Here is an 18,383-nt window from a genome sequence, read left to right on the forward strand (position 1 = left end):
CTGTTGGAGGTCCGGCGCCACGCGCGACAATCGAACACGCTGGTGTTCCAGCCGCTTGCATGGCGAACGCATTGCGATATACTAATCGAACGGAACACAGTTCCGCAATGCGGAACCTGAAAATTCCACCGATTCCCCGGATTACCGCTGGGACGGGCGCGCCACACAGCGCCTGGCAGCGGTGCCCTGCTCTACCGAAGGAGACCTGCATGGCTGCCAACGCCGAATTCCACTGGGCCGATCCCCTGCTGCTGGACCAGCAACTGACCGCCGACGAGCGCATGATCCGCGACGCCGCGGCCTCGTATTGCCAGGACAAGCTGATGCCGCGCGTCCTGCAGTCGTTCCGCAATGAAAAGACCGACGTGGAAATCTTCCGCGAGATGGGCGAACTGGGCCTGCTCGGCCCGACCATCCCCGAGCAATACGGCGGCCCGGGCCTGAACTACGTCAGCTACGGCCTGGTCGCGCGCGAAGTCGAGCGCGTGGATTCGGGCTACCGCTCGATGATGAGCGTGCAGTCGTCGCTGGTGATGGTGCCAATCTATGAATTCGGCAGCGAAGCCCAGAAGCAGAAGTACCTGCCCAAGCTGGCCACCGGCGAATGGATCGGCTGCTTCGGCCTGACCGAACCGAACCACGGCTCCGACCCGGGCTCGATGGTCACCCGCGCCAAGAAGGTCGACGGCGGCTACGAGCTGAGCGGCGCCAAGATGTGGATCACCAACTCGCCCATCGCCGACGTGTTCGTGGTCTGGGCCAAGCTGATGGGTGAAGACGGCAAGGAAGACATCCGCGGCTTCATCCTGGAAAAGGGCTGGAAGGGCCTGAGCGCCCCGGCCATCCACGGCAAGGTCGGCCTGCGTACCTCGATCACCGGCGAAATCGTGCTCGACCAGGTCTTCGTGCCGGAAGAGAACCTCATGCCGGGCGTGAAGGGCCTGAAGGGTCCGTTCACCTGCCTGAACTCGGCGCGCTACGGCATCGCCTGGGGCGCACTGGGCGCCGCGGAATTCTGCTGGCATACCGCGCGCCAGTACACGCTGGACCGCAAGCAGTTCGGCCGCCCGCTGGCGCAGACCCAGCTGGTGCAGAAGAAGCTGGCCGACATGCAGACCGAGATCACGCTGGGCCTGCAAGGCTGCCTGCGCCTGGGCCGCATGAAGGACGAAGGCACCGCGGCGGTCGAGATCACTTCGATCATGAAGCGCAACTCGTGCGGCAAGTCGCTCGATATCGCCCGCGTGGCGCGCGACATGCTCGGCGGCAATGGCATCTCGGACGAGTTCGGCGTGATCCGCCACGTGGTGAACCTGGAAGTGGTCAACACCTACGAAGGCACGCACGACATCCATGCGCTGATCCTGGGCCGTGCCCAGACCGGCCTGCAGGCCTTCTTCTGATCGAAGCCTCACGCCCGACAGGCACTCCATAATAAAAAAGCCCGGCTGCGAGGCCGGGCGAAACACACTACCAAGGAGACGACGAGGCTGCCCCCGTCGATAAAACACCTGTCCTGAACCGCGGCCCCGCCTCAAGCGGGGCCGGGTTCATTTGTTCGGTTGCGGCGTGAGCCGCAGATAGGGCCGCACGGCCTTGTAGCCTTTCGGGAATTTCTCGCGGATCACCGCCTCGTCCTTCAGCGACGGGACGATCACCACGTCATCGCCGTCCTGCCAGTTGCCGGGCGTGGCCACACTGTGGTCGTCCGTGAGCTGCAGCGAATCGATGACGCGCAGGATCTCGTTGAAATTGCGCCCTGTGCTCGCCGGATACGTGATGATCAGGCGTACCTTCTTTTTCGGGTCGATGATGAACAGCGAGCGCACCGTCAGGGTCTCGTTCGCGTTCGGGTGGATCATGTCGTAAAGCTGGGACACCTTGCGGTCGCCATCGGCCAGGATCGGGAAGTTGACCGTGGTGGATTGCGTCTCGTTGATGTCCTGAATCCATCCTTTATGGGACTCGACACCGTCCACCGACAATGCAATGGCCTTCACGCCACGGCGCGCGAATTCGTCCCGGAGCTTTGCGGTCAGGCCCAGTTCCGTGGTGCACACCGGCGTGTAGTCCGCCGGATGCGAGAACAGCACTCCCCAGCTTTCGCCGAGCCAGTCATGGAAACGGATACGGCCTTCACTGGAATCCTGCTCGAAGTCGGGGGCGAGATCGCCCAGGCGCAATGCCATGCTTTGTCTCCTGAAAAATGCGTGGAACCAGAGTATCCGGATTGCGATCGAACCCAAACGAATATAAAGTCACTACAAAATCACTCCAAGTCATATAGCGCGGTGCCGAGGGCGGGCGCCGCAAATATGACGCGATTTTGCCCTTATCGCCGTCGTGGTCTTGAAACCACAGGTACCCGCCACATATGCTAAGTAACAGACAACGCGTGCCGTTACTCTCGCAAGAAGGCAAAATGTCAGAAACCGCACAAACCGAACCAACCGCCCGCAAACAGGAGAAACTGATGAGCGATGTCAAGACCGTTCTGTCCGACGCCGAAGAACTGCTGAAGCAAGCGGCGTCGACCACCGGCGAAAAGGCTGCCGAACTGCGCGAGCGTGGCATGGGCCTGCTGAAGCAAGCCAAGGAAAAAGCCCAGGACCTGCAAGACGCCGTGGTTACCAAGAGCAAGGCCGCCGCACGCGCTACCGATGACTACGTGCACGACCATCCGTGGCGCGCCGTTGGCGCAGCCGCCGGCGTCGGCCTGCTGATCGGTCTGCTGCTTAACCGCAAGTAAGACTGCCCCGGTCGCGGCGCCCTGCGCCGCCACAACGCTGGCATTGCCCGTCATCGCGTACGGGCATGCCGTTGGCCCGGCGCGGGCATGATGGATTGTGCCTACCGGGCTTTGCACGCTGAAAGGCGCGGCCGGTCCAGTGCCGCCGCGCCGCTTCCTCGCCGGAGCCGCATGAGCGAATCCCCTTCCTCACCAAAGTTGCTCGAGTCCGTGCGCAACCTGTTCGGTTCGCTGGTTGCGATGGTCCAGACGCGCCTGGAACTGGCCAGTGTCGAATTTGCCGAGGAACGCTCGCGGCTGATGAAGGTCGGCCTGCTGGCCTGCTTCGGCCTTGTCTTCTTCGGGATTGCGCTGGTTACCTTCACCGCCCTGATCGCCATCCTGTTCTGGGACACCTACCGCTGGCAGGCCCTGGTCGCGCTGGTGGTCACCTACCTGGTACTGTCCGCAGGCTGCCTGGCCACCGCCCGTCACCTGGTGCGCAGTGCCCCGCCCATGTTCGAGGCCACGCTGGCGGAAATCGACAAAGACCGGGAGACCCTGCGCCGATGACTACTCCGGAATCCGACGCCGGCAAGGCTCCCCGCCGCGAACATCCACGCCCCGTGCGCTACGCGCGTGAAATACGCCTGCCGCTCGAGGTCCGCAAGGAGCTGCTGCTGACCCGCGCCGAACTCGAGCGCCATGACCTGCTGAAGGCCCTGCACGAGGTCAAAGGCGGCGCCCGGCGCCTGGGCAGCTTCGCCAACTGGCTGCCGCGCGCAGTCCGTCCCCATTCGTGGGTGAAGGTGCTGGGCCTGGCCCAGGACTATCCGCTGCTGAGCACGGCCGCCACGCTTGCCCTGCCCCTGCTGCGGCGCACGCCACTGCTGCGCTGGACATGGAAGGCGTCCAAGCTTGGCGTCATCGCCGGCGCTGCCTACTGGGGCTACAAGACGTGGCGCCAGGCCAAGAGCGAGGCAGTGGCCCCGCCTGACACCGGTGGCGCCCAGGGGCCGCAGGACACCGGCTTCCGCGACCCGCTCGTACGTTAGCCTGGCATCAGGGCCGCCTGGCCCTGGCCGATCATCATCGCACCGCCCTGCCGCGATCCTGAAGCGAACGGCTTGGGCATCGCAATGTGAAATCCTTGCGCGAAATCCACGCCAAGCTCGCGCAGCCGCGCAAGGACGGCTTCGCTCTCCACATATTCCGCGATCGTCTTCTTGCCCGTGGCCTGGCCGATGCGCTGGATGACTTCCACCATCACCTGCTTGACGGGATCTTCGAGCATATCGCGCACGAAGCTGCCATCGATCTTCAGATACGTTGCCGGCAAGTGCCTCAGGTAGGGGAATGACGCCATCCCCGCGCCAAAGTCGTCCAGCGCAAATGCGCACCCCAACCGCTGCATCTGCTCGATAAACGCCGTGGCCTGCGTCAGGTCGGCAATCGCCGCAGTCTCGGTAATCTCGAAGCAGATCCCACTCAATGCAATACCGGCACGTTGCGCCTGTTCGCGGACAAAGGCCGGGAACCGGACATCGGCCAGTGACGACGCGGACAGGTTGATCGCGCACTGCGCAATGGACTCGCCATGTTCCGCCCGCCGGCGCGCCAGCGCGGCAAACGCGGTTTCCACCACCCAGCGGTCGATCATCGGCATGAGGTTGTAGCGCTCGCAAGCTGGCACGAATGCCATCGGCGGCACCAGCTGGTTGCGCTCGTCCACCATGCGCAGCAGCAACTCGATATGGCGCCCGCCACGCAACTCGCCCCGCAGCGGGATGATGTCCTGCGCGTAGAGGCAGAACCGGCCCGTCGCCAGCGCCGCATGCACCCGGCTGACCCATTCCATCTCGCCATGCCGCGCCTGTACCACGCTGTCGCTCGGATGGTAGACCTGGACGCGGTTGCGGCCATTTTCCTTGGCCACATAGCAGGCGGCATCGGCGGCGCTGAGCGCTTCCGCCACGCCCGCAGTGCCGGCGTCCAGCGCCACCAGCCCGATGCTGGCCCCGACGGCAAACGTGCGCTGGCGATACGTGAAGCGAAACCCCGCCACCGCGCGCCGCAAGCCCTCGGCCTGCTGCTCGCCATCGGGCGCCGCGCAACGTTCCAGCAGGATGCCGAACTCGTCGCCACCCAGGCGCGCGAGTGTATCGCCCTGGCGCAACTGGCCGCGCATGATCGTGGCGATCTGCCGGATCAGTTCGTCGCCCGCTGCATGTCCGCAGGTGTCGTTGACGACTTTGAACTGGTCCAGGTCAAGGTACATCAGCACGTGCGTGCCACCGGCATCCCGCAATCGCGCGATGGCGGCGGTCAGGCGGCGCTCGAACTCGGTCCGGTTGACCAGCCCGGTCAGCGCGTCATGGCTGGCCTCATGGGCCAGCCGGGCCGCATGCTCGCGCTCCTGGCTGACGTCATGCAGAACCACCACGACACCGCTCGCCTGCGCCGCGCGGTCGCGGATCAGCGCCACCGAAGGCTTGACGGCCACCGTGCGGCCGCCACGGCCCGTCAGCAACGCCGTCACGCCGGGCCAGCGCTGCTGCAGCGCCAGCGCGACCAGCTTGCGCAGCGGTGCCTGGCTTCCCTCCTCGCACAAGGCGCATACCTGTTCCAGCGGGCGTCCGCAGGCCTCGGCCTCGCTCCAGCCGGTCAGGGCTTCGGCCGCGGGATTCAGCGACTCGATGCGGCCCCAGACGTCGGTGGTGACCACGGCATCGCCGATCGCCTGCAGCGTAACCTGGGCACGCTCCTTTTCGGCGAACAGCTGGGCCTCGTAGCGCTTTTGCTCCGAGATGTCGGTGAGCGAACCGGCCATGCGCCTGACCCGCCCGTTATCGCCACGGACCAGCCGCCCGCGCGCGCGCACCCACAGGTAGCCATCGCCGCGCGTACGCAGGCGGAACTCGACATCGTAAGGTTCGCTACGGCGTAGATGGGCCGAGAGCTTGTCGTCGAGCACATTCACGTCAGCCGGATGGAGCAGGCCCAGCAGCGTCTCGCGCGCCTGCGGCAACGCGTCCGGCGCGAAGCCGAGCATCTGCGCGCAGCGCGGCGAGAAATACAGCCGGCCGCTGTGCACATCCCAGTCCCACAGGCCGTCGTTGCTGCCGCCCACGGCTAGTTGCAGGCGCTCCTCGCTCCCGGCCAGCGCCTCGCGCAGGCGGCGCTCGCGGCGCAGCCGCCGGTGTGACAGCAGGATGGCGCAGAGCAGCAACGCGACCGCCACCACCATGGCCCCCACGATGAGTGCTTGCGTGACGCGCCGCGATGCCTTGCCCAACTCGTGCGAGAACGCGGACTCCAGCGGCGTCAGCCGCGCATCGATGGCGAGAATGCCCTGCAGCACCGGCTCTGTACACGCCACGCCGCAGCCCGGTTGGACGGCCAGTTGCCGCAGCACCATCGCCTGCTCATGGAGCGCGGCGATCTCGCGATCCCCCTCCGCCCAGATCCGGATCGCGGCATCGACCTCTTCGACGTGGCGAAAGTTGCGGTAGAGACGGATGATCCCCGCGATGTCATCGGGATGGATAGCGCCGGCGAGGAAGCCCGCTCGCGCGCGCTCGTCATCCGGCGTCTCGCGGTCGAGTTCGATACGGGCGCGGTGGTCGCCCATCGGCACCGCAATATCCGCCAGGTAGGCCAGGAAATCGGCATCGTTGCGGTCTTCGCCATAACGCAGCAGGTGCATGACTGCGTTTTTCTGGCCCTTGGACCATGCGCTCTCGCCCGCGACAAACGCACGCACGGCCGACAGGACGTCGACGCTGGCGATGGTGAACAGCGCCAGCGCAACGACCACGGGAACGAATGGCCAGATAACGCGCAGTGCATGCACATCGCCCGGCAAAGACCTGCCTGCTTGCCGCATAGGACTTCCGACGGTTGGAGCGCTGCCGGCGTGGCGGCGCCAGCAGTACCGGGAGCGGATTCATTGTCCGTTGCAGCCCCGGTGATGTCTCTAACTCGAAGTGGTTAATACGGACCGTTGCAGCGGCAGCCCGCGCGAAAAAAAACAAAAAGGGCCCGTGACTTGCGCCACAGGCCCTTCGAAATGCTGGTGGGTCGTGCGTGACTCGAACACGCGACCAACGGATTAAAAGTCCGAACTAGACGCCATTCCGACCCGTTGACCCACGTTCATGTAACCCACAAATCCTAGAAATTACAATGTAATACGGCGATGTTGTTCGGATTATTGCATTGACCCATGTTGATTGTTTGCCATATGATGCGGTTACACGGCGGTTACACAAAGTCATGTAACCCGGTCCCAAAGGGTGGCAGCGATGGCAAAGGTCAATTTCACGGCACGGCGGATTCAGGAGCACACCTGCCCTGACGGCAAGGCGCAAACCTTCCTGTGGGACGCGGCATCGCCGGGGCTGGGTCTGCGCGTGACCGCCAATGGCGCCAAGGCGTACATCTTCCAAGGCAAGATTCACGGGCAGACGGTCCGCCTGACCATTGGTGACCCCCGAAGCTGGACCATTGATAAAGCCCAGGAGAAAGCTCGCAGCCTACAAACACTGATTGATGACGGCAAAGACCCACGCGAGGTCATGGCGGAGACGCGCGCCGCCCATGAAGCCAAGCAAGCCGCAGCCCGTAGAAAGGATGTAACCCTTGGGAATGCTTGGACCGCCTACCTTGCCGCCCGCCGTAGCAAATGGTCCGAACGGCACTATCAGGACCATCTGCGCCTTGCCGACCGTGGCGACCGGGACTGGAAGCGTGGCAAGACGATTGCTGCGCCGCTCGCCGCACTACTGGATGACCGCCTTTCCGACCTGACCCGCGAACGGGTAGCCGCTTGGCTGGACAAAGAGGCTGAGAGCCGCCCGACAAGTGCCGCCCTTTCCTTCCGCTTGCTACGTGCCTTTACCCGCTGGTGCGAGGACCAGGCCGCTTACAAAGGCTTGGTATCGCTCGACGCATTCTCCAGCCGCATATCCCGCGAGCATGTGCCCAAGGCCAAGACCAAGGACGATTGCCTACAACGTGAGCAGTTGCCCGCGTGGTTCGCTGCCGTGCGCGGTATCTCAAACCCAGTTATCGCGGCATACCTCCAAGGGCTGCTTATCACTGGCGCGCGCCGGGAAGAATTGGGCGCGCTGCGGTGGGATGACGTCGATTTCCAGTGGGGAAGTCTGACCATCCGGGACAAAGTGGAGGGCGAACGCGCCATTCCCCTGCCGCCCTACCTTGCCTCCTTGTTGTTGAACCTAAAGCGTCGCAATGACACACCGCCCAACGTGCATAAACTGAAGGAAATGGAAGCACGGGGGGAGAAATGGGAGCCGTCGCCTTGGGTATTCAGCAGCCCCACGTCGGCCAATGGCAGGCTTGCCGAGCCCCGCAATGCCCACGCTAAGGCCCTAGCGATTGCCGGATTGCCCCACGTGAGCCTGCATGGTCTGCGCCGGTCCTTCGGTACGTTGTGCGAGTGGGTGGAGATGCCATCGGGCATTTCTGCCCAAATCATGGGACACAAGCCCTCCGCCCTGGCCGAGAAGCACTACCGCCGCCGTCCGCTCGACCTGCTTCGTGCCTGGCACATCAGAATCGAGGCATGGCTGCTGGAGCAGGCCGGGATAAAGTTTGACGCCAGGCAGGCCAAGCCGGGCCTGAAGGTGATTACCGCGGCCTAACCCGAACAGTTTTGCCCCCTGCCTACGCCGATGGGCGGAAAAGCCGGACACCTTCACCGGCCCGGCAGGGGCTCCCTCATGAGGGTTTGCGCGAGAAGGAGCGCAATGTCCAAGGAAGTTCGGAAGGCGGGCGACAAACAAGCGCCCAAACCCATGACAGTCGCACAGCTCGCCGCTGAAATCGGGATAGGCCCGTTCGGCGGAAGCGCTCGAGCGGAAGCACTTTCCAAGATGCTGCGCGAGAACTTCAGCGCGATAAAGGATGAGTTACTGAGAGAACCTATCGATGACGCATTTACCTTGCTCGTGCTCTTGGGCTTGGAACGGGGGCAGGAAGCCAGCATGGCTGAGAAGTTGATGCTGGATCTGCGCCGTCAGAAACTATCCGCCAATGGCAAGAAAGGCGCTGAGATCCGCCACGGTCAGCGGGGCGGCAACTGGGAGAAGAAAGAGAGACTTCGCGAAATTTGGGCCGGCGGCGACTACAAATCTCGGGCTAAGTGCGCAGAACAAGAATGCGCCGCGCTGGGGGTGTCCCTCGGGACAGCGATTAAATACCTAAATAACACCCCCGACCCACATGGCCGCTAGCCAGCTATAAGCTAGCCGCTAGCTAGCCACAGGATATTCGCGGGCTCAGCCGTGGCAGCAATACTAGTCATCGCCGAAGAATAAAGCCGAGCGACGCGGAACGCAGAAGGCCGAGATAGTGAATATCGGCACGCTATCAACGTTGGATGCCCCGCCGAGCCCGGCATTGGAAGCTGACCATGACTAGCTTTGCTCAAACCATTCCGCCCGGCCTCGCCACGGTCGCCGGCGCACGCGATGCCATCACCACCAACGAGGCCGCACCCCTCATCAATCGCCGGCCTCAGACACTTCGCAAATGGGCCTGCCTGGAAAACGGTCCTATCCGCCCCATCCGCATCAATGGCCGCCTTGCATGGCGAGTCATAGACCTCGCCAATCTGATTAACGGTAAGGGCCGGTAAATGGAAAACGCCCGCCCCCAAGAGACAGAGACGAGCGCGAACGAACAGCGCAATTCTAAGGCATGCGAGATGCCGGCGCGCACCAACACGGTCCTAGCTGAAGTGCTTGCCGCCCTGATTGAAGGCCACCGCCTCACCGGCATGGATGCGGTATTTGGGCAGCACACGACGCGCCTTGCAGCCGTGGTGCATGCCCTTGAGTCGGAATACGGCTGGCGCATTGACCGCCGCGACATCGAGAAGCACACCAGGGACGGCCGCACCGCCCGGGTTACCGAGTACTGGCTGTCCGCGCAAGCACGCGAGGCCGCGTTTGCAGCTGGCGCGCGCGCCTGGGTCGATGAGGTTAATGCATCCGCCATAGAGCGCCGCGAGCAGCGCAAATCTGACCGCACGATTCACGTCTAGTCGCGCCGGTCCCCGCCCCCAAGGATTGGACCGCCAGCCAGACCCGAGTGCCCCGACTTGCCCGCACCTTACTGGAACAAGCCGGACATAGGCGGAACCTCGGGTTTGACTGCATCTGCGATTCATCTGTTGCCAAGAATTAGTCCTCGGGCAACGACGGGCGCATCCAAAAGCTCCCGGCTACATCAGATTGAGATGCGCACACCTAGCGCAAACAAAGGCATCCCGCATGACCAACACGCGAAAGAGGAAGCCGCTGGAAGCGGTCTCCGGGTCTTACACGCCGATTCCGCACTCCATGCTCGATAGCATCGCCTTCACCGGTGCGTCTGACCGGGCAAAGGCCATGCTGCTCGAGCTGCTGCGCCAGCATAACGGCCGAAACAATGGCCACCTCCAGCTTTCCGTGTCATGGCTCAAGACTCGCGGCTGGAAGTCCGCAGACCAGATCCAAAAGGCCAAGGGTGAGTTGTTGGAGCGAGGCCTAATCGCCAAGACGAAGCTGGGCGGGATGGGTATTGGGCCGGACTGGTTTGCCCTGACATGGCTTGTCATCGCGGACTACACCGGCCTGGACATCAAGCGAGGGACCTTCCACCCGGGGCAATGGAAACAGATGGACCCTGTGCCGACCATCGCTCGCAAACCCAGTGCCTACTACCCAGGTGACTTGCCAACGATGGAACCCTTACCGCCCCTGAAAAATCAGGATTCCCGTTCCGCAACCCGGAACGAGCAAAAACACGACGACCGTTCCTCGCCACGGAATGGAATCGTTCCGCCGCACGGAACAGACGATGTGCACGCCGTTCCACCGCACGGAACGAAAACGACCATTTCTGGTAGTTCGTCCGTTCCGCCACACGGAAACAATGAATGTTGCCAGTTGCCCCCCGCTGAGAACCGTTCCCGTGTTGTCGGGAAAAAGGGGCGCAGTGGGGTGAAGGGGGGCGACTGGCCCACTATCCAGCCTTAGGACTGAGGTACGCTTTAATGCCTGCGCATGCGCAAGAGTACCAATGCCGTACATCAGACCGCCAGCTTTGGCCGCAGCTGCCAGTTGTCATTGACTGATTGGCGCACCTTCCCAACCGCGTGCAAGTTATTCTCTCCAACGGGCACGCGGGCCAACGGATGACCGCCATCAGTCAAGGAACCCAAGCGATTTTGTATCTTCAAGTTTTCGCGAGCCGAATCTCGATTGGCAAGCGTTCGAACTCGAAGCCGCCGGACTGAATCGAAACGGTCCAGACTCCTTCACGGTCAATTGGAAAATTGATGACAAGGCCGAACGTGGGGCGTGAAACTGCGCGCGAATTACCGCTAAAAACCGTGAATGTTTGCTCCGAAACCACCCCGCCATCGGGTCCAAATATTGTCGCCGCGAACTTGAACTTCGTATTTGCTGCAGCGTTGCCTATCGATAGCGTCCCGAATAGCGGAAAGGTCCACTGGTTAGGAAGCTCTTGAAACGAAAAGTGTTCGACGCCGGCGGCAAGTAAGTTGCCGAGGCCGTCTCGCACCTGAACGACTTCTGCGGCAATCAATGAGCTAACGCGAAGGCCGTTGGCTCGATCTGCCTCAGTCACTTCCCGCTCTTGGAATGTGCTGAATCCCGCTTTGCCGCCTTTTCCACCCTTAGCCCGTATAAGGTCGCCAAACTCGGTATCTTCGCCGTCCTCGCCGTCGCCCCCAGTAGGGTTTGGTCTGCCGCCCCTACCAATCTTGATCGAGATCGTTTGGCCGGGTGTCAGGCGCACATTGGTGGCGATTACGTGCTCACCACCCCCGCCACCGCCCCCCCCTTTCGAACCCGGGCCAGTAGCTCCAGCACCCCCACCTCCGGCGCCCGGTGCAGTTGCGTCCAATCCGTGAAGGTGTATGGTTTTCCCTCCGGGGCCACCATCGCCACCTTGCGCGTTTTCCCCTACCGCGCCCCCGCCTCCGCCTCCCGCGCCAGGCGCGCTGCCGCCATGTCCGCCGAGGTAATTTACGATTTGCGAATCGGCATCGATGTCCAGAAACTGCTTCCTTACAGCCTCCATGCTCGGCTTGTCCAAAATCGCCGTAATTCTTTCGAGGTGGAATATTTCTAGGCCTAGGGGATGAGCCTCTTCGATGAATCGCTGTCTCTCGGAAAGCGTCAGCTCTTGGTTTGTCACAAATGCGACGCCTACGGCCTGACCGGAGACCTTCGCCAGATCGCCCTTTAGCTTCTTTCGAAAGTGCTTGATAGCCTGCTGGCCGCGAGGGAAGTAAACTGCCATGATCCAAGGCTTGCCGTCCCGCGTGCATGCGCCATCCCGACCGCCATCCTTGCCGCCCAATGGGTGACTGGGGTCGATGTCAGAAAAACCTTCGCTGATTAAAATTTGCGCAGCAAGGCGCTCCGATGGAGCTTGCCCGTTCGTCCATTCACGAAGCCGGTGCCACGTCTCGTCCCAACGGTTTGTCATCCTTCTTTCCCATACTCGTTGACGTCTCAAACCTGACGCACGGGACGATACTAGTTCACTTTCCGGCTTCAAATTGCCGAGCGATTGTTGAGAGGGCTGGCTGTGGCGCAAATGAGTTCTGCCCCCTTCCCGACGTCCTTCCCGAAGACCCCCGTCCCCCTTATAAAAGGGCGGCGGGAAATTTCGGGAAAGTTGGACCGGCCCGAAGAGCCCAGTTTTTGGAAAGTTCGGGAAGGGGCTCCTGCTGCCACCATTGCGGACCTAAGTTCGGTAGGCAGTTTCGACCCATCACGCACACTTTTTGCTCGGCTAATCTCTCAAAGCCGCATTGGGTCGGGACCACTCTGGTTTTCCGCTGACATCAGCTAGAGGCGGTATTACTGCCGGAGTGATACCGTGGGCCTGAAATCGAAGGATAAGGACAGCGCGGGGGCCGCGACATTCCCTTGAGCATCGCGACCAATTGGCTCAGACGCAGGCAGCATCAAAGTGCCGCCTTGTTAACTTTTGTATGGATAAAGTTATCCTTTTAGGCGACTGCTTGGGCTTGTCGGGTGTCATTACCGCGCTTTTTCCGGCGGCAGCAGAATCAGTTCGGGAAGCACGACCTCCTCCGCCTCGTGCTTCTGATACCCCGCTTCCATCAGGCTCGCCACCTGCCGGGCCGCTTCCTTGCTGGCCGTCTGCGCCCGCTCGTTCAGCGTGCCGTCCAGTCGCATCTCTTTGTATTCCTTCGGGCGCCACTTCCTCCAATGATTCAGGGCGAGCCCCACGTATTGCAGTCCGAGCATTGCTTCCCCCCAATATGGGTGATGCGCCGAGATTCAAATGTAATCGCTACTGATGGTGCTGTAATGTTGCGCGCTTCGGCACAACCCGGCCCCTTCTCGCTATGGCAGGGAAATCGAAAGCATGGCGGATTGGTCACGCAATGGGCTCGTGCCTGTGTCAATTGACATGTGAGCTCGAATCTTGCCAGCGTTCGCCAATGGGCAGTCTGGTATATGGACGATACTCTAAGGCAGACGTAGACCTGACTTCTCCAAGAGGTCATCTGCGCAGAGGATGAGGTCAGGTGCTCGGTCGCAGGCCTTTAAGCGCTCTTCAAACTGCTTCCTTCGGCGACCGTATTCCGCTCGACTTATTCCTAGCGCCCTTGCGTACCTTATCGCATTCTCCTCCTCATAGGCCATATCGTTTTGATTAAGGCGGTAGAAGGAGAGTTTCGCATCGCCCAGCATTCGAATGTCGGCGGGGGGAATGGAGAACATTTCATCTGCCAGAGATGGCGGAATGTTCATCTCTGCGAAATATTCCTTCGAGGCTGCAAGCGTTTCGCGCAAGCCTACGTCCACCCCCCGATTTGGGATATCGGCAAAGTAAGGACGATGGATGCCGACGTTACCCAGCGGGAGCCTAATCATGCCAGCAGCAAGGACATAGACACACGAACTTAGACATTCCCCGTCGGGCCGAACCACGACCTGAAGCTGATTTGCTCGGATAGCACGTCCAATCTCCATTGCATCCCTAACACCACCACCAGGAGAATTAATGACAACCATGGCACGCGGATAGGATGGTGCGGACGACACAGGCAAAGGTGAAATACCCAAGGAGCGGAGTTTCGCGGCGAACTGAGTCGCATCGCCCGGGCGAATCGAGCCACCAACATATATTGCAGCTGTTGCATCGCCCCCCCTCACTGCTCGCATGTCAGCGGACATCGCAGGTAGATGCAACAGGCATGCAGTGCATAGGAGCAGAACGTTTTGCCTCATGGTCATTTCGAAGAGGGGCAATGGGTGCGAAAGATGACTACATCTTTCATGGTGTCGGCAGCGGCCCAACGCTGAGCCGAGTAGGTGAAGCGCCGAACTTCCAAACAAGGAAACGGGTAATCGCGTGCTGGCGCTGCGGCTTTGGCGACCACCTCGACCGGCCCCAACTGAGAATTACCCCTTGCAACTGACAATCAGGCTGCGAGTAACGAGCGGTCCAACGCCTGTCGGCGTGCTGTTGCCACTGGAATTGACGATGTCGTAATTGCCGCCGCACGCTTTCGCCGCGGCGTTGTAACACTTCGACCAGCTATCCGCCGACCCATCACAGGAAATGGAATACCCCTGTTTCCCATTCGGCCCGGCGATGGGTTCGACCACTGCCGCGCAGCCAGTCAGCGCCAGCGGCAGCGCAAGCAAATACAGCGCACGTTTCATGCACCTCTCCCTGAGAAGTTAATTACTTTTCGATGTTGTTGCGTGCTACCGGATTACCGGCAGTAGCGCCCCCACGCGGCCGGCAGCACAGCGTGAAAGGTGCGCTGGTTACTGAGTCGGAAAGCAAGTCAGTCGCCCCCCCCCTTCGGACTCCGTTCGCGAACCGCAATCAGACTACAGACGACTACGCCAAGCAAAAGCACACGTGCGGAAATGCCAAATATCTAGGTTGCGCTATAGGGATTGGAATGGATTGGAATTGATTTGGGTATCCTATCCCGTGGTATCAGGTCCGTCAAATGCCGACCATTGGCTCATGGCGAGACCTTCACCGAAACATGCTGGCAATCCCGCACTTGCATCTATTGGCAAGACGGTACGCGCCATTCGGAAGGTCCAAGGTCTTTCGCAGGAAGAGCTGGCACTCGCCACAGATATGGACCGCTCGTACATTGGCGGAATTGAGCGAGGCGAACACAATTTGACAGTGCTGAATCTGGTCAGAATCGCCACTGTGCTAAGCACTTCTGCAGGTGAACTGCTTACTCAGTCAGGCGTATAGTCGCCGCCCTTAAAGACTTCCTGCGTCCACACTAAGCTAAGGCGGAGTTCCCACCTGGCTCAGAACATGGTGGTCCATGCCGTGCTGACGGCCTACACGTCAAGCGCAAGCACCAGATTGTCCAATCCAGGCGACACGGCTCCGGGGTTCGACGACCCACTTTAACGGGAGGCGTGGCGATGGCATCGAAGAACGCCAAACGGCTGGCCAAGTAAGAGGCGAAGATGCGCGCGGCTGGGCTCAAGCGCCTTTCCGCTTGGATTTGCCGAATTGGCGGCAATCCTGGCGGCAGCGCGCCAGCCCCAGGAGTGCGGCAGCAGGACGATTGAGCGGCTACTGCAGGGCGAGGCGAAGAAGCACCCTGACTACTGGACGGAGGGGTGCACGTCTCGCGCAAGCGCACGGGTGGCAATTCACCACCAGGACGCGCGCGCGGAGTTAGTCTTGGCTAAGGTCTGGCCCGCGATGAAGGCGACCGAGGAGACAGCGTCACCCTCCACCGCGACAGCGCAAGATGAGTCGGCGCACCCTCCGCGCTACCAACTTCAATGCCAAGTACCGCCATTCGCGGGGTAGTCCGAATGGCAGGCTAGTTGGCCGCCTGCCCCTGCCTTTGGAGCTTGCGGAGCTCTTCCTCCATTGCCTTCCGGTCGGCGTCCATTTGGTCCCAGAAGCGCCGATTCCTGTCCAGTAGTTCGTTCGCGAGGTTCGCGGTATCGCGCTTCCTCGCCTCACATGGCACCTTCGTTGCTGGCTGCACCTGCGCCGTAAGTGTCGAGCCCGACGTGCTAAACGTTGCGACCCAGAGATTGCTCTTTTCGTCCGCAAGAATAAGGGCTGCGACAGACTCACTGAGCCCATATGAGGACTGGAATAGCTGTCCCATCGTCCGCACGCAAGAGGGGCCGAATTTGACTACGGTGCCATTGCTGGAATCCTGACCATCCAATTTTTCAGCCCTGCCGACCCCGACGATTGTTTTCGCTAGCATCGCGCGAGCGTCGCCCTCCACTGACAGAAGGTCCCCAGCGTAGGCCGCCATGGCGGGCCCTAAGCCAAGTAAGGCCGCAGCAAGTACTCGCGCAGTGCTAATTGAGGACATGACGGTTTTTCCCCAAGCTCTAAGGTGTTCGCCCCGGCACGCATTGTAAGCGCACTTGGCACCACCCATCCCATGGGTATGCGACGCTTCCGGGCCGGCATGTTGGGAAGCAGGTCAAGAAAAATTTGTGCGAAGCCGCGAGAGAGGGAGGGGCTCGCATTGCTGCAATCCGCTTACAAGGCGGTTACATGAAAGCCAAAAAGGAAAAAGGGTTTGCAAGCGCTAACCTGCAAACCCTTTTAGATGCTGGTGGGTCGTGCGTGACTCGAACACGCGACCAACGGATTAAAAGTCCGCTGCTCTACCGACTGAGCTAACGACCCGAAAAAACAGAACCGCGATTATAGTGAGACGCTTCCCGTTGTGTCAAGCGTAAGGCGCCATCTCAGGCAAATGCCATGCGCTCAAGGCGCCATATCTGGTAGCGGAACGCCAGCACCGCGCCCGCCACGATGCCGCCCAGCGCGATGAACGAGCCGATCGCCAGCGTCGAAACCCCCGACAGCCCCTGCCCCACCGTGCAGCCGAGCGCGGTCACGCCGCCGGCGCCCATCAGGATGCCGCCGATCATGTGGTTGGCGACGTCTTCCGCGTTGCCAAACCCCTCCCAGCGGAAGGTGCGCGTGGCCAGCGCGTACACCGCCGCACCGGCGATCACGCCGAAGACGCTGACGATGCCGACGGTCAGCACCTTGCTCTTGTCGCTGAACATCATCAGCCAGTCGAGCGTGTAGGCATACGGCGCCACGAAACTCAGGCTTTCCATGCGGCCGCTGTTGGTGGCGACAAACAATTCCTCCAGCGTATTGGGATCTTCCGCCACGTAGCCGAGATGGCCAGAGACGTACCACATGCCAACGATGATCAGGCCCACCGCGATGCCGCCGAGCAGGTTGTCGAACGTACGGAAGCCGCGCGCGGCTAGCGCCCACACCACGAGCGCCCCGCCGAGCAGCAGGCCGAGGCCGAGCTGCAACGCGCCGCGGGCCGCACCGGTACCCTGCGACAGCAGCGACGGCAGGTCCTGCGTGGCCGGCAGCGTGATCGAGACGGCATCGACGGTATTGACGCGCACCACGCCGAACAGGCCGCGCAGCGTCATGTAGGCCGACAGCCCCAGGAAGACGAACACCACCAGCGACTTCAGGTTGCCCGCGCCGATGCGCACCAGCGTCTTGCTGCCGCAGCCCGAGGCCAGCACCATGCCGAAGCCAAACATCAGCCCGCCGGCCAGCGCCGACAGCCAGCTGAGCTTGCTGGCCGTATAGATGGTCTTGGTCGGATCGATCAACCCGGCCGAGGCCAGCACGCCGGTGCCGATCATCGCCACGCCGACAGCAAGCCCCCACATGCGCATGCGGCTCCAGTCGCCCATGTTGACGATGTCCGAGACCGCACCCATCGTGCAGAAATGCGTGCGCTGCAGGATGGCGCCGAACAGGAAGGTCAGGGCAAACGTGCTCAGCAGCACGGTGCGCGAAAGCGCGGCGATATCGATCTCTGGCATGTCGGGGGCGGTAATGGGAGGCGGGGGCGCGCTCAGGCGTTCTGGTAGCGGGTCGGGTCGGCAACGCCGGCCGCCTCGAAGCCGGCGCGGCGGATGCGGCAGGAATCGCAGACGCCGCAGGCACGGCCTTTGTCGTCGGCCTGGTAGCACGACACCGTCAGGCTGTAGTCCACGCCCAGGCGAATGCCAGCCTGGATGATCTCGGCCTTGGTCATGTCGATGATCGGCGCATGCACGCGGAACCGATCGCCCTCCACGCCCGCCTTGGTGGCGAGGTTGGCCAGCGTCTCGTAGGCCGCGACATACTCGGGCCGGCAATCGGGGTAGCCCGAATAGTCGACCGCATTGGCACCGAAGAACAGGTCGCGTCCGCCGACGGCTTCGGCCCAGCCAAGCGCCAGAGAAAGCATGATGGTGTTGCGCGCCGGCACGTAAGTGATCGGGATACCGGACGACTCCCCGTCAGTCGGCACGTCGAACTTGTCGTCGGTCAGCGCGGAACCGCCGAAGCGGCGCAGGTCCAGGTCGACAATTTCATGGCGGACGGCGCCAAGCGTGCTCGCCACGCGCTGGGCGGCCTCAAGTTCGGACGAATGGCGCTGGCCATAGCGCATCGACAGCGCATAGGTCTCGAAACCCTGGGCCTTGGCCATGGCGAGAACGGTGGCGGAATCAAGCCCGCCCGAAAGCAGGACAATGGCGCGTTTGGTCATGAGTGGCAGTGGCGCCGCACACGCGGC

Annotated in this window: 18 protein-coding genes and 2 tRNA genes; 10 read left to right on the top strand and 10 right to left on the bottom strand. The window is 61.9% G+C overall.

Translation table 11 applies throughout. The features are described from left to right. The first annotated feature begins 209 nt into the window (after positions 1–209). The gene (locus tag ACIGJC_RS11255) at positions 210–1,403 is read left to right on the top strand and encodes an acyl-CoA dehydrogenase (RefSeq protein WP_483708862.1); all 1,194 of its coding nucleotides are present in this window, start codon (positions 210–212) and stop codon (positions 1,401–1,403) included. 147 nt (positions 1,404–1,550) lie between these two features. Here the strand turns inward: ACIGJC_RS11255 and ACIGJC_RS11260 are convergent, their stop codons facing one another. Next, entirely contained in the window at positions 1,551–2,189 is a 639-nt protein-coding gene (locus ACIGJC_RS11260) for a peroxiredoxin (protein WP_483708863.1), read from the bottom strand. A gap of 233 nt (positions 2,190–2,422) precedes the next feature. On the opposite strand from ACIGJC_RS11260, the gene ACIGJC_RS11265 reads away from it, so the two are divergent. The 3 genes from ACIGJC_RS11265 (at position 2,423) to ACIGJC_RS11275 (ending at position 3,783) form a co-directional block, all read left to right on the top strand. Next, positions 2,423–2,749 carry an ElaB/YgaM/YqjD family protein gene (locus ACIGJC_RS11265; protein WP_483711525.1) on the top strand — a complete coding sequence of 109 codons (327 nt, stop codon included), beginning with the start codon at positions 2,423–2,425 and terminating at the stop codon, positions 2,747–2,749. Between the two features lie 171 nt (positions 2,750–2,920). Beyond that, entirely contained in the window at positions 2,921–3,301 is a 381-nt protein-coding gene (locus tag ACIGJC_RS11270; protein WP_483708865.1) for a phage holin family protein, read from the top strand. Further along, positions 3,298–3,783 carry a DUF3318 domain-containing protein gene (locus ACIGJC_RS11275; RefSeq protein ID WP_483708866.1) on the top strand — a complete coding sequence of 162 codons (486 nt, stop codon included), beginning with the start codon at positions 3,298–3,300 and terminating at the stop codon, positions 3,781–3,783. Before ACIGJC_RS11270 ends, ACIGJC_RS11275 begins: the two co-directional genes overlap by 4 nt. On the opposite strand, the gene ACIGJC_RS11280 is transcribed toward ACIGJC_RS11275, so the two are convergent. Then, positions 3,780–6,614 carry an EAL domain-containing protein gene (locus tag ACIGJC_RS11280; protein WP_483708868.1) on the bottom strand — a complete coding sequence of 945 codons (2,835 nt, stop codon included), beginning with the start codon at positions 6,612–6,614 and terminating at the stop codon, positions 3,780–3,782. The two genes, ACIGJC_RS11275 and ACIGJC_RS11280, sit on opposite strands and share 4 nt — an antisense overlap. Positions 6,615–6,801: 187 nt before the next feature. After that, positions 6,802–6,871, bottom strand: a tRNA-Ser gene (locus tag ACIGJC_RS11285). 161 nt (positions 6,872–7,032) lie between these two features. Between ACIGJC_RS11285 and ACIGJC_RS11290 the strand changes: the two genes are divergently transcribed. The 5 genes from ACIGJC_RS11290 to ACIGJC_RS11310 all read left to right on the top strand — a co-directional run bounded on the left by ACIGJC_RS11290 (position 7,033) and on the right by ACIGJC_RS11310 (position 10,773). After that, the gene (locus ACIGJC_RS11290) at positions 7,033–8,394 is read left to right on the top strand and encodes a tyrosine-type recombinase/integrase (RefSeq protein ID WP_483708869.1); all 1,362 of its coding nucleotides are present in this window, start codon (positions 7,033–7,035) and stop codon (positions 8,392–8,394) included. A 105-nt stretch (positions 8,395–8,499) separates the two neighbouring features. Next, a complete protein-coding gene (locus ACIGJC_RS11295; RefSeq protein ID WP_483708870.1) occupies positions 8,500–8,985 on the top strand; it encodes a hypothetical protein in 486 nt (161 codons plus the stop codon). 179 nt (positions 8,986–9,164) lie between these two features. Continuing rightward, the gene (locus tag ACIGJC_RS11300) at positions 9,165–9,389 is read left to right on the top strand and encodes a DNA-binding protein (protein WP_483708872.1); all 225 of its coding nucleotides are present in this window, start codon (positions 9,165–9,167) and stop codon (positions 9,387–9,389) included. Further along, on the top strand, positions 9,390–9,797 hold the full coding sequence (locus tag ACIGJC_RS11305; RefSeq protein ID WP_483708873.1) for a helix-turn-helix domain-containing protein: 408 nt from the start codon (positions 9,390–9,392) through the stop codon (positions 9,795–9,797). A 229-nt stretch (positions 9,798–10,026) separates the two neighbouring features. Then, positions 10,027–10,773, top strand: coding sequence for a hypothetical protein (locus tag ACIGJC_RS11310; RefSeq protein WP_483708874.1), 747 nt, complete (start codon positions 10,027–10,029; stop codon positions 10,771–10,773). A 199-nt stretch (positions 10,774–10,972) separates the two neighbouring features. Here ACIGJC_RS11310 and ACIGJC_RS11315 read toward each other — a convergent pair whose 3' ends face one another. The 4 genes from ACIGJC_RS11315 to ACIGJC_RS11330 all read right to left on the bottom strand — a co-directional run bounded on the left by ACIGJC_RS11315 (position 10,973) and on the right by ACIGJC_RS11330 (position 14,472). Then, positions 10,973–12,253: a glycine-rich domain-containing protein gene (locus tag ACIGJC_RS11315; RefSeq protein ID WP_483708876.1), complete on the bottom strand. Its 1,281-nt coding sequence runs from the start codon at positions 12,251–12,253 to the stop codon at positions 10,973–10,975. A 560-nt stretch (positions 12,254–12,813) separates the two neighbouring features. Continuing rightward, positions 12,814–13,044 carry a hypothetical protein gene (locus ACIGJC_RS11320; RefSeq protein ID WP_483708877.1) on the bottom strand — a complete coding sequence of 77 codons (231 nt, stop codon included), beginning with the start codon at positions 13,042–13,044 and terminating at the stop codon, positions 12,814–12,816. Between the two features lie 225 nt (positions 13,045–13,269). After that, positions 13,270–13,596, bottom strand: a complete 327-nt coding sequence (locus ACIGJC_RS11325; RefSeq protein WP_483708879.1) for a hypothetical protein — start codon at positions 13,594–13,596, stop codon at positions 13,270–13,272. 612 nt (positions 13,597–14,208) lie between these two features. Beyond that, a complete protein-coding gene (locus ACIGJC_RS11330) occupies positions 14,209–14,472 on the bottom strand; it encodes a hypothetical protein (protein ID WP_483708880.1) in 264 nt (87 codons plus the stop codon). Positions 14,473–14,788: 316 nt separating this feature from the next. Between ACIGJC_RS11330 and ACIGJC_RS11335 the strand changes: the two genes are divergently transcribed. After that, entirely contained in the window at positions 14,789–15,034 is a 246-nt protein-coding gene (locus ACIGJC_RS11335) for a helix-turn-helix domain-containing protein (protein ID WP_483711526.1), read from the top strand. Between the two features lie 1,349 nt (positions 15,035–16,383). Here ACIGJC_RS11335 and ACIGJC_RS11340 read toward each other — a convergent pair. The 3 genes from ACIGJC_RS11340 to queC form a co-directional block, all read right to left on the bottom strand. Next, positions 16,384–16,459, bottom strand: a tRNA-Lys gene (locus tag ACIGJC_RS11340). A 62-nt stretch (positions 16,460–16,521) separates the two neighbouring features. Beyond that, complete coding sequence (locus ACIGJC_RS11345; RefSeq protein WP_483708881.1) at positions 16,522–17,643, bottom strand: YeeE/YedE family protein; 1,122 nt, start codon at positions 17,641–17,643, stop codon at positions 16,522–16,524. Between the two features lie 32 nt (positions 17,644–17,675). Continuing rightward, positions 17,676–18,356, bottom strand: coding sequence for a 7-cyano-7-deazaguanine synthase QueC (queC, locus tag ACIGJC_RS11350; RefSeq protein ID WP_483708882.1), 681 nt, complete (start codon positions 18,354–18,356; stop codon positions 17,676–17,678). Positions 18,357–18,383: the final 27 nt, after the last annotated feature.

This window comes from Cupriavidus sp. C3SS-1, assembly GCF_057073755.1.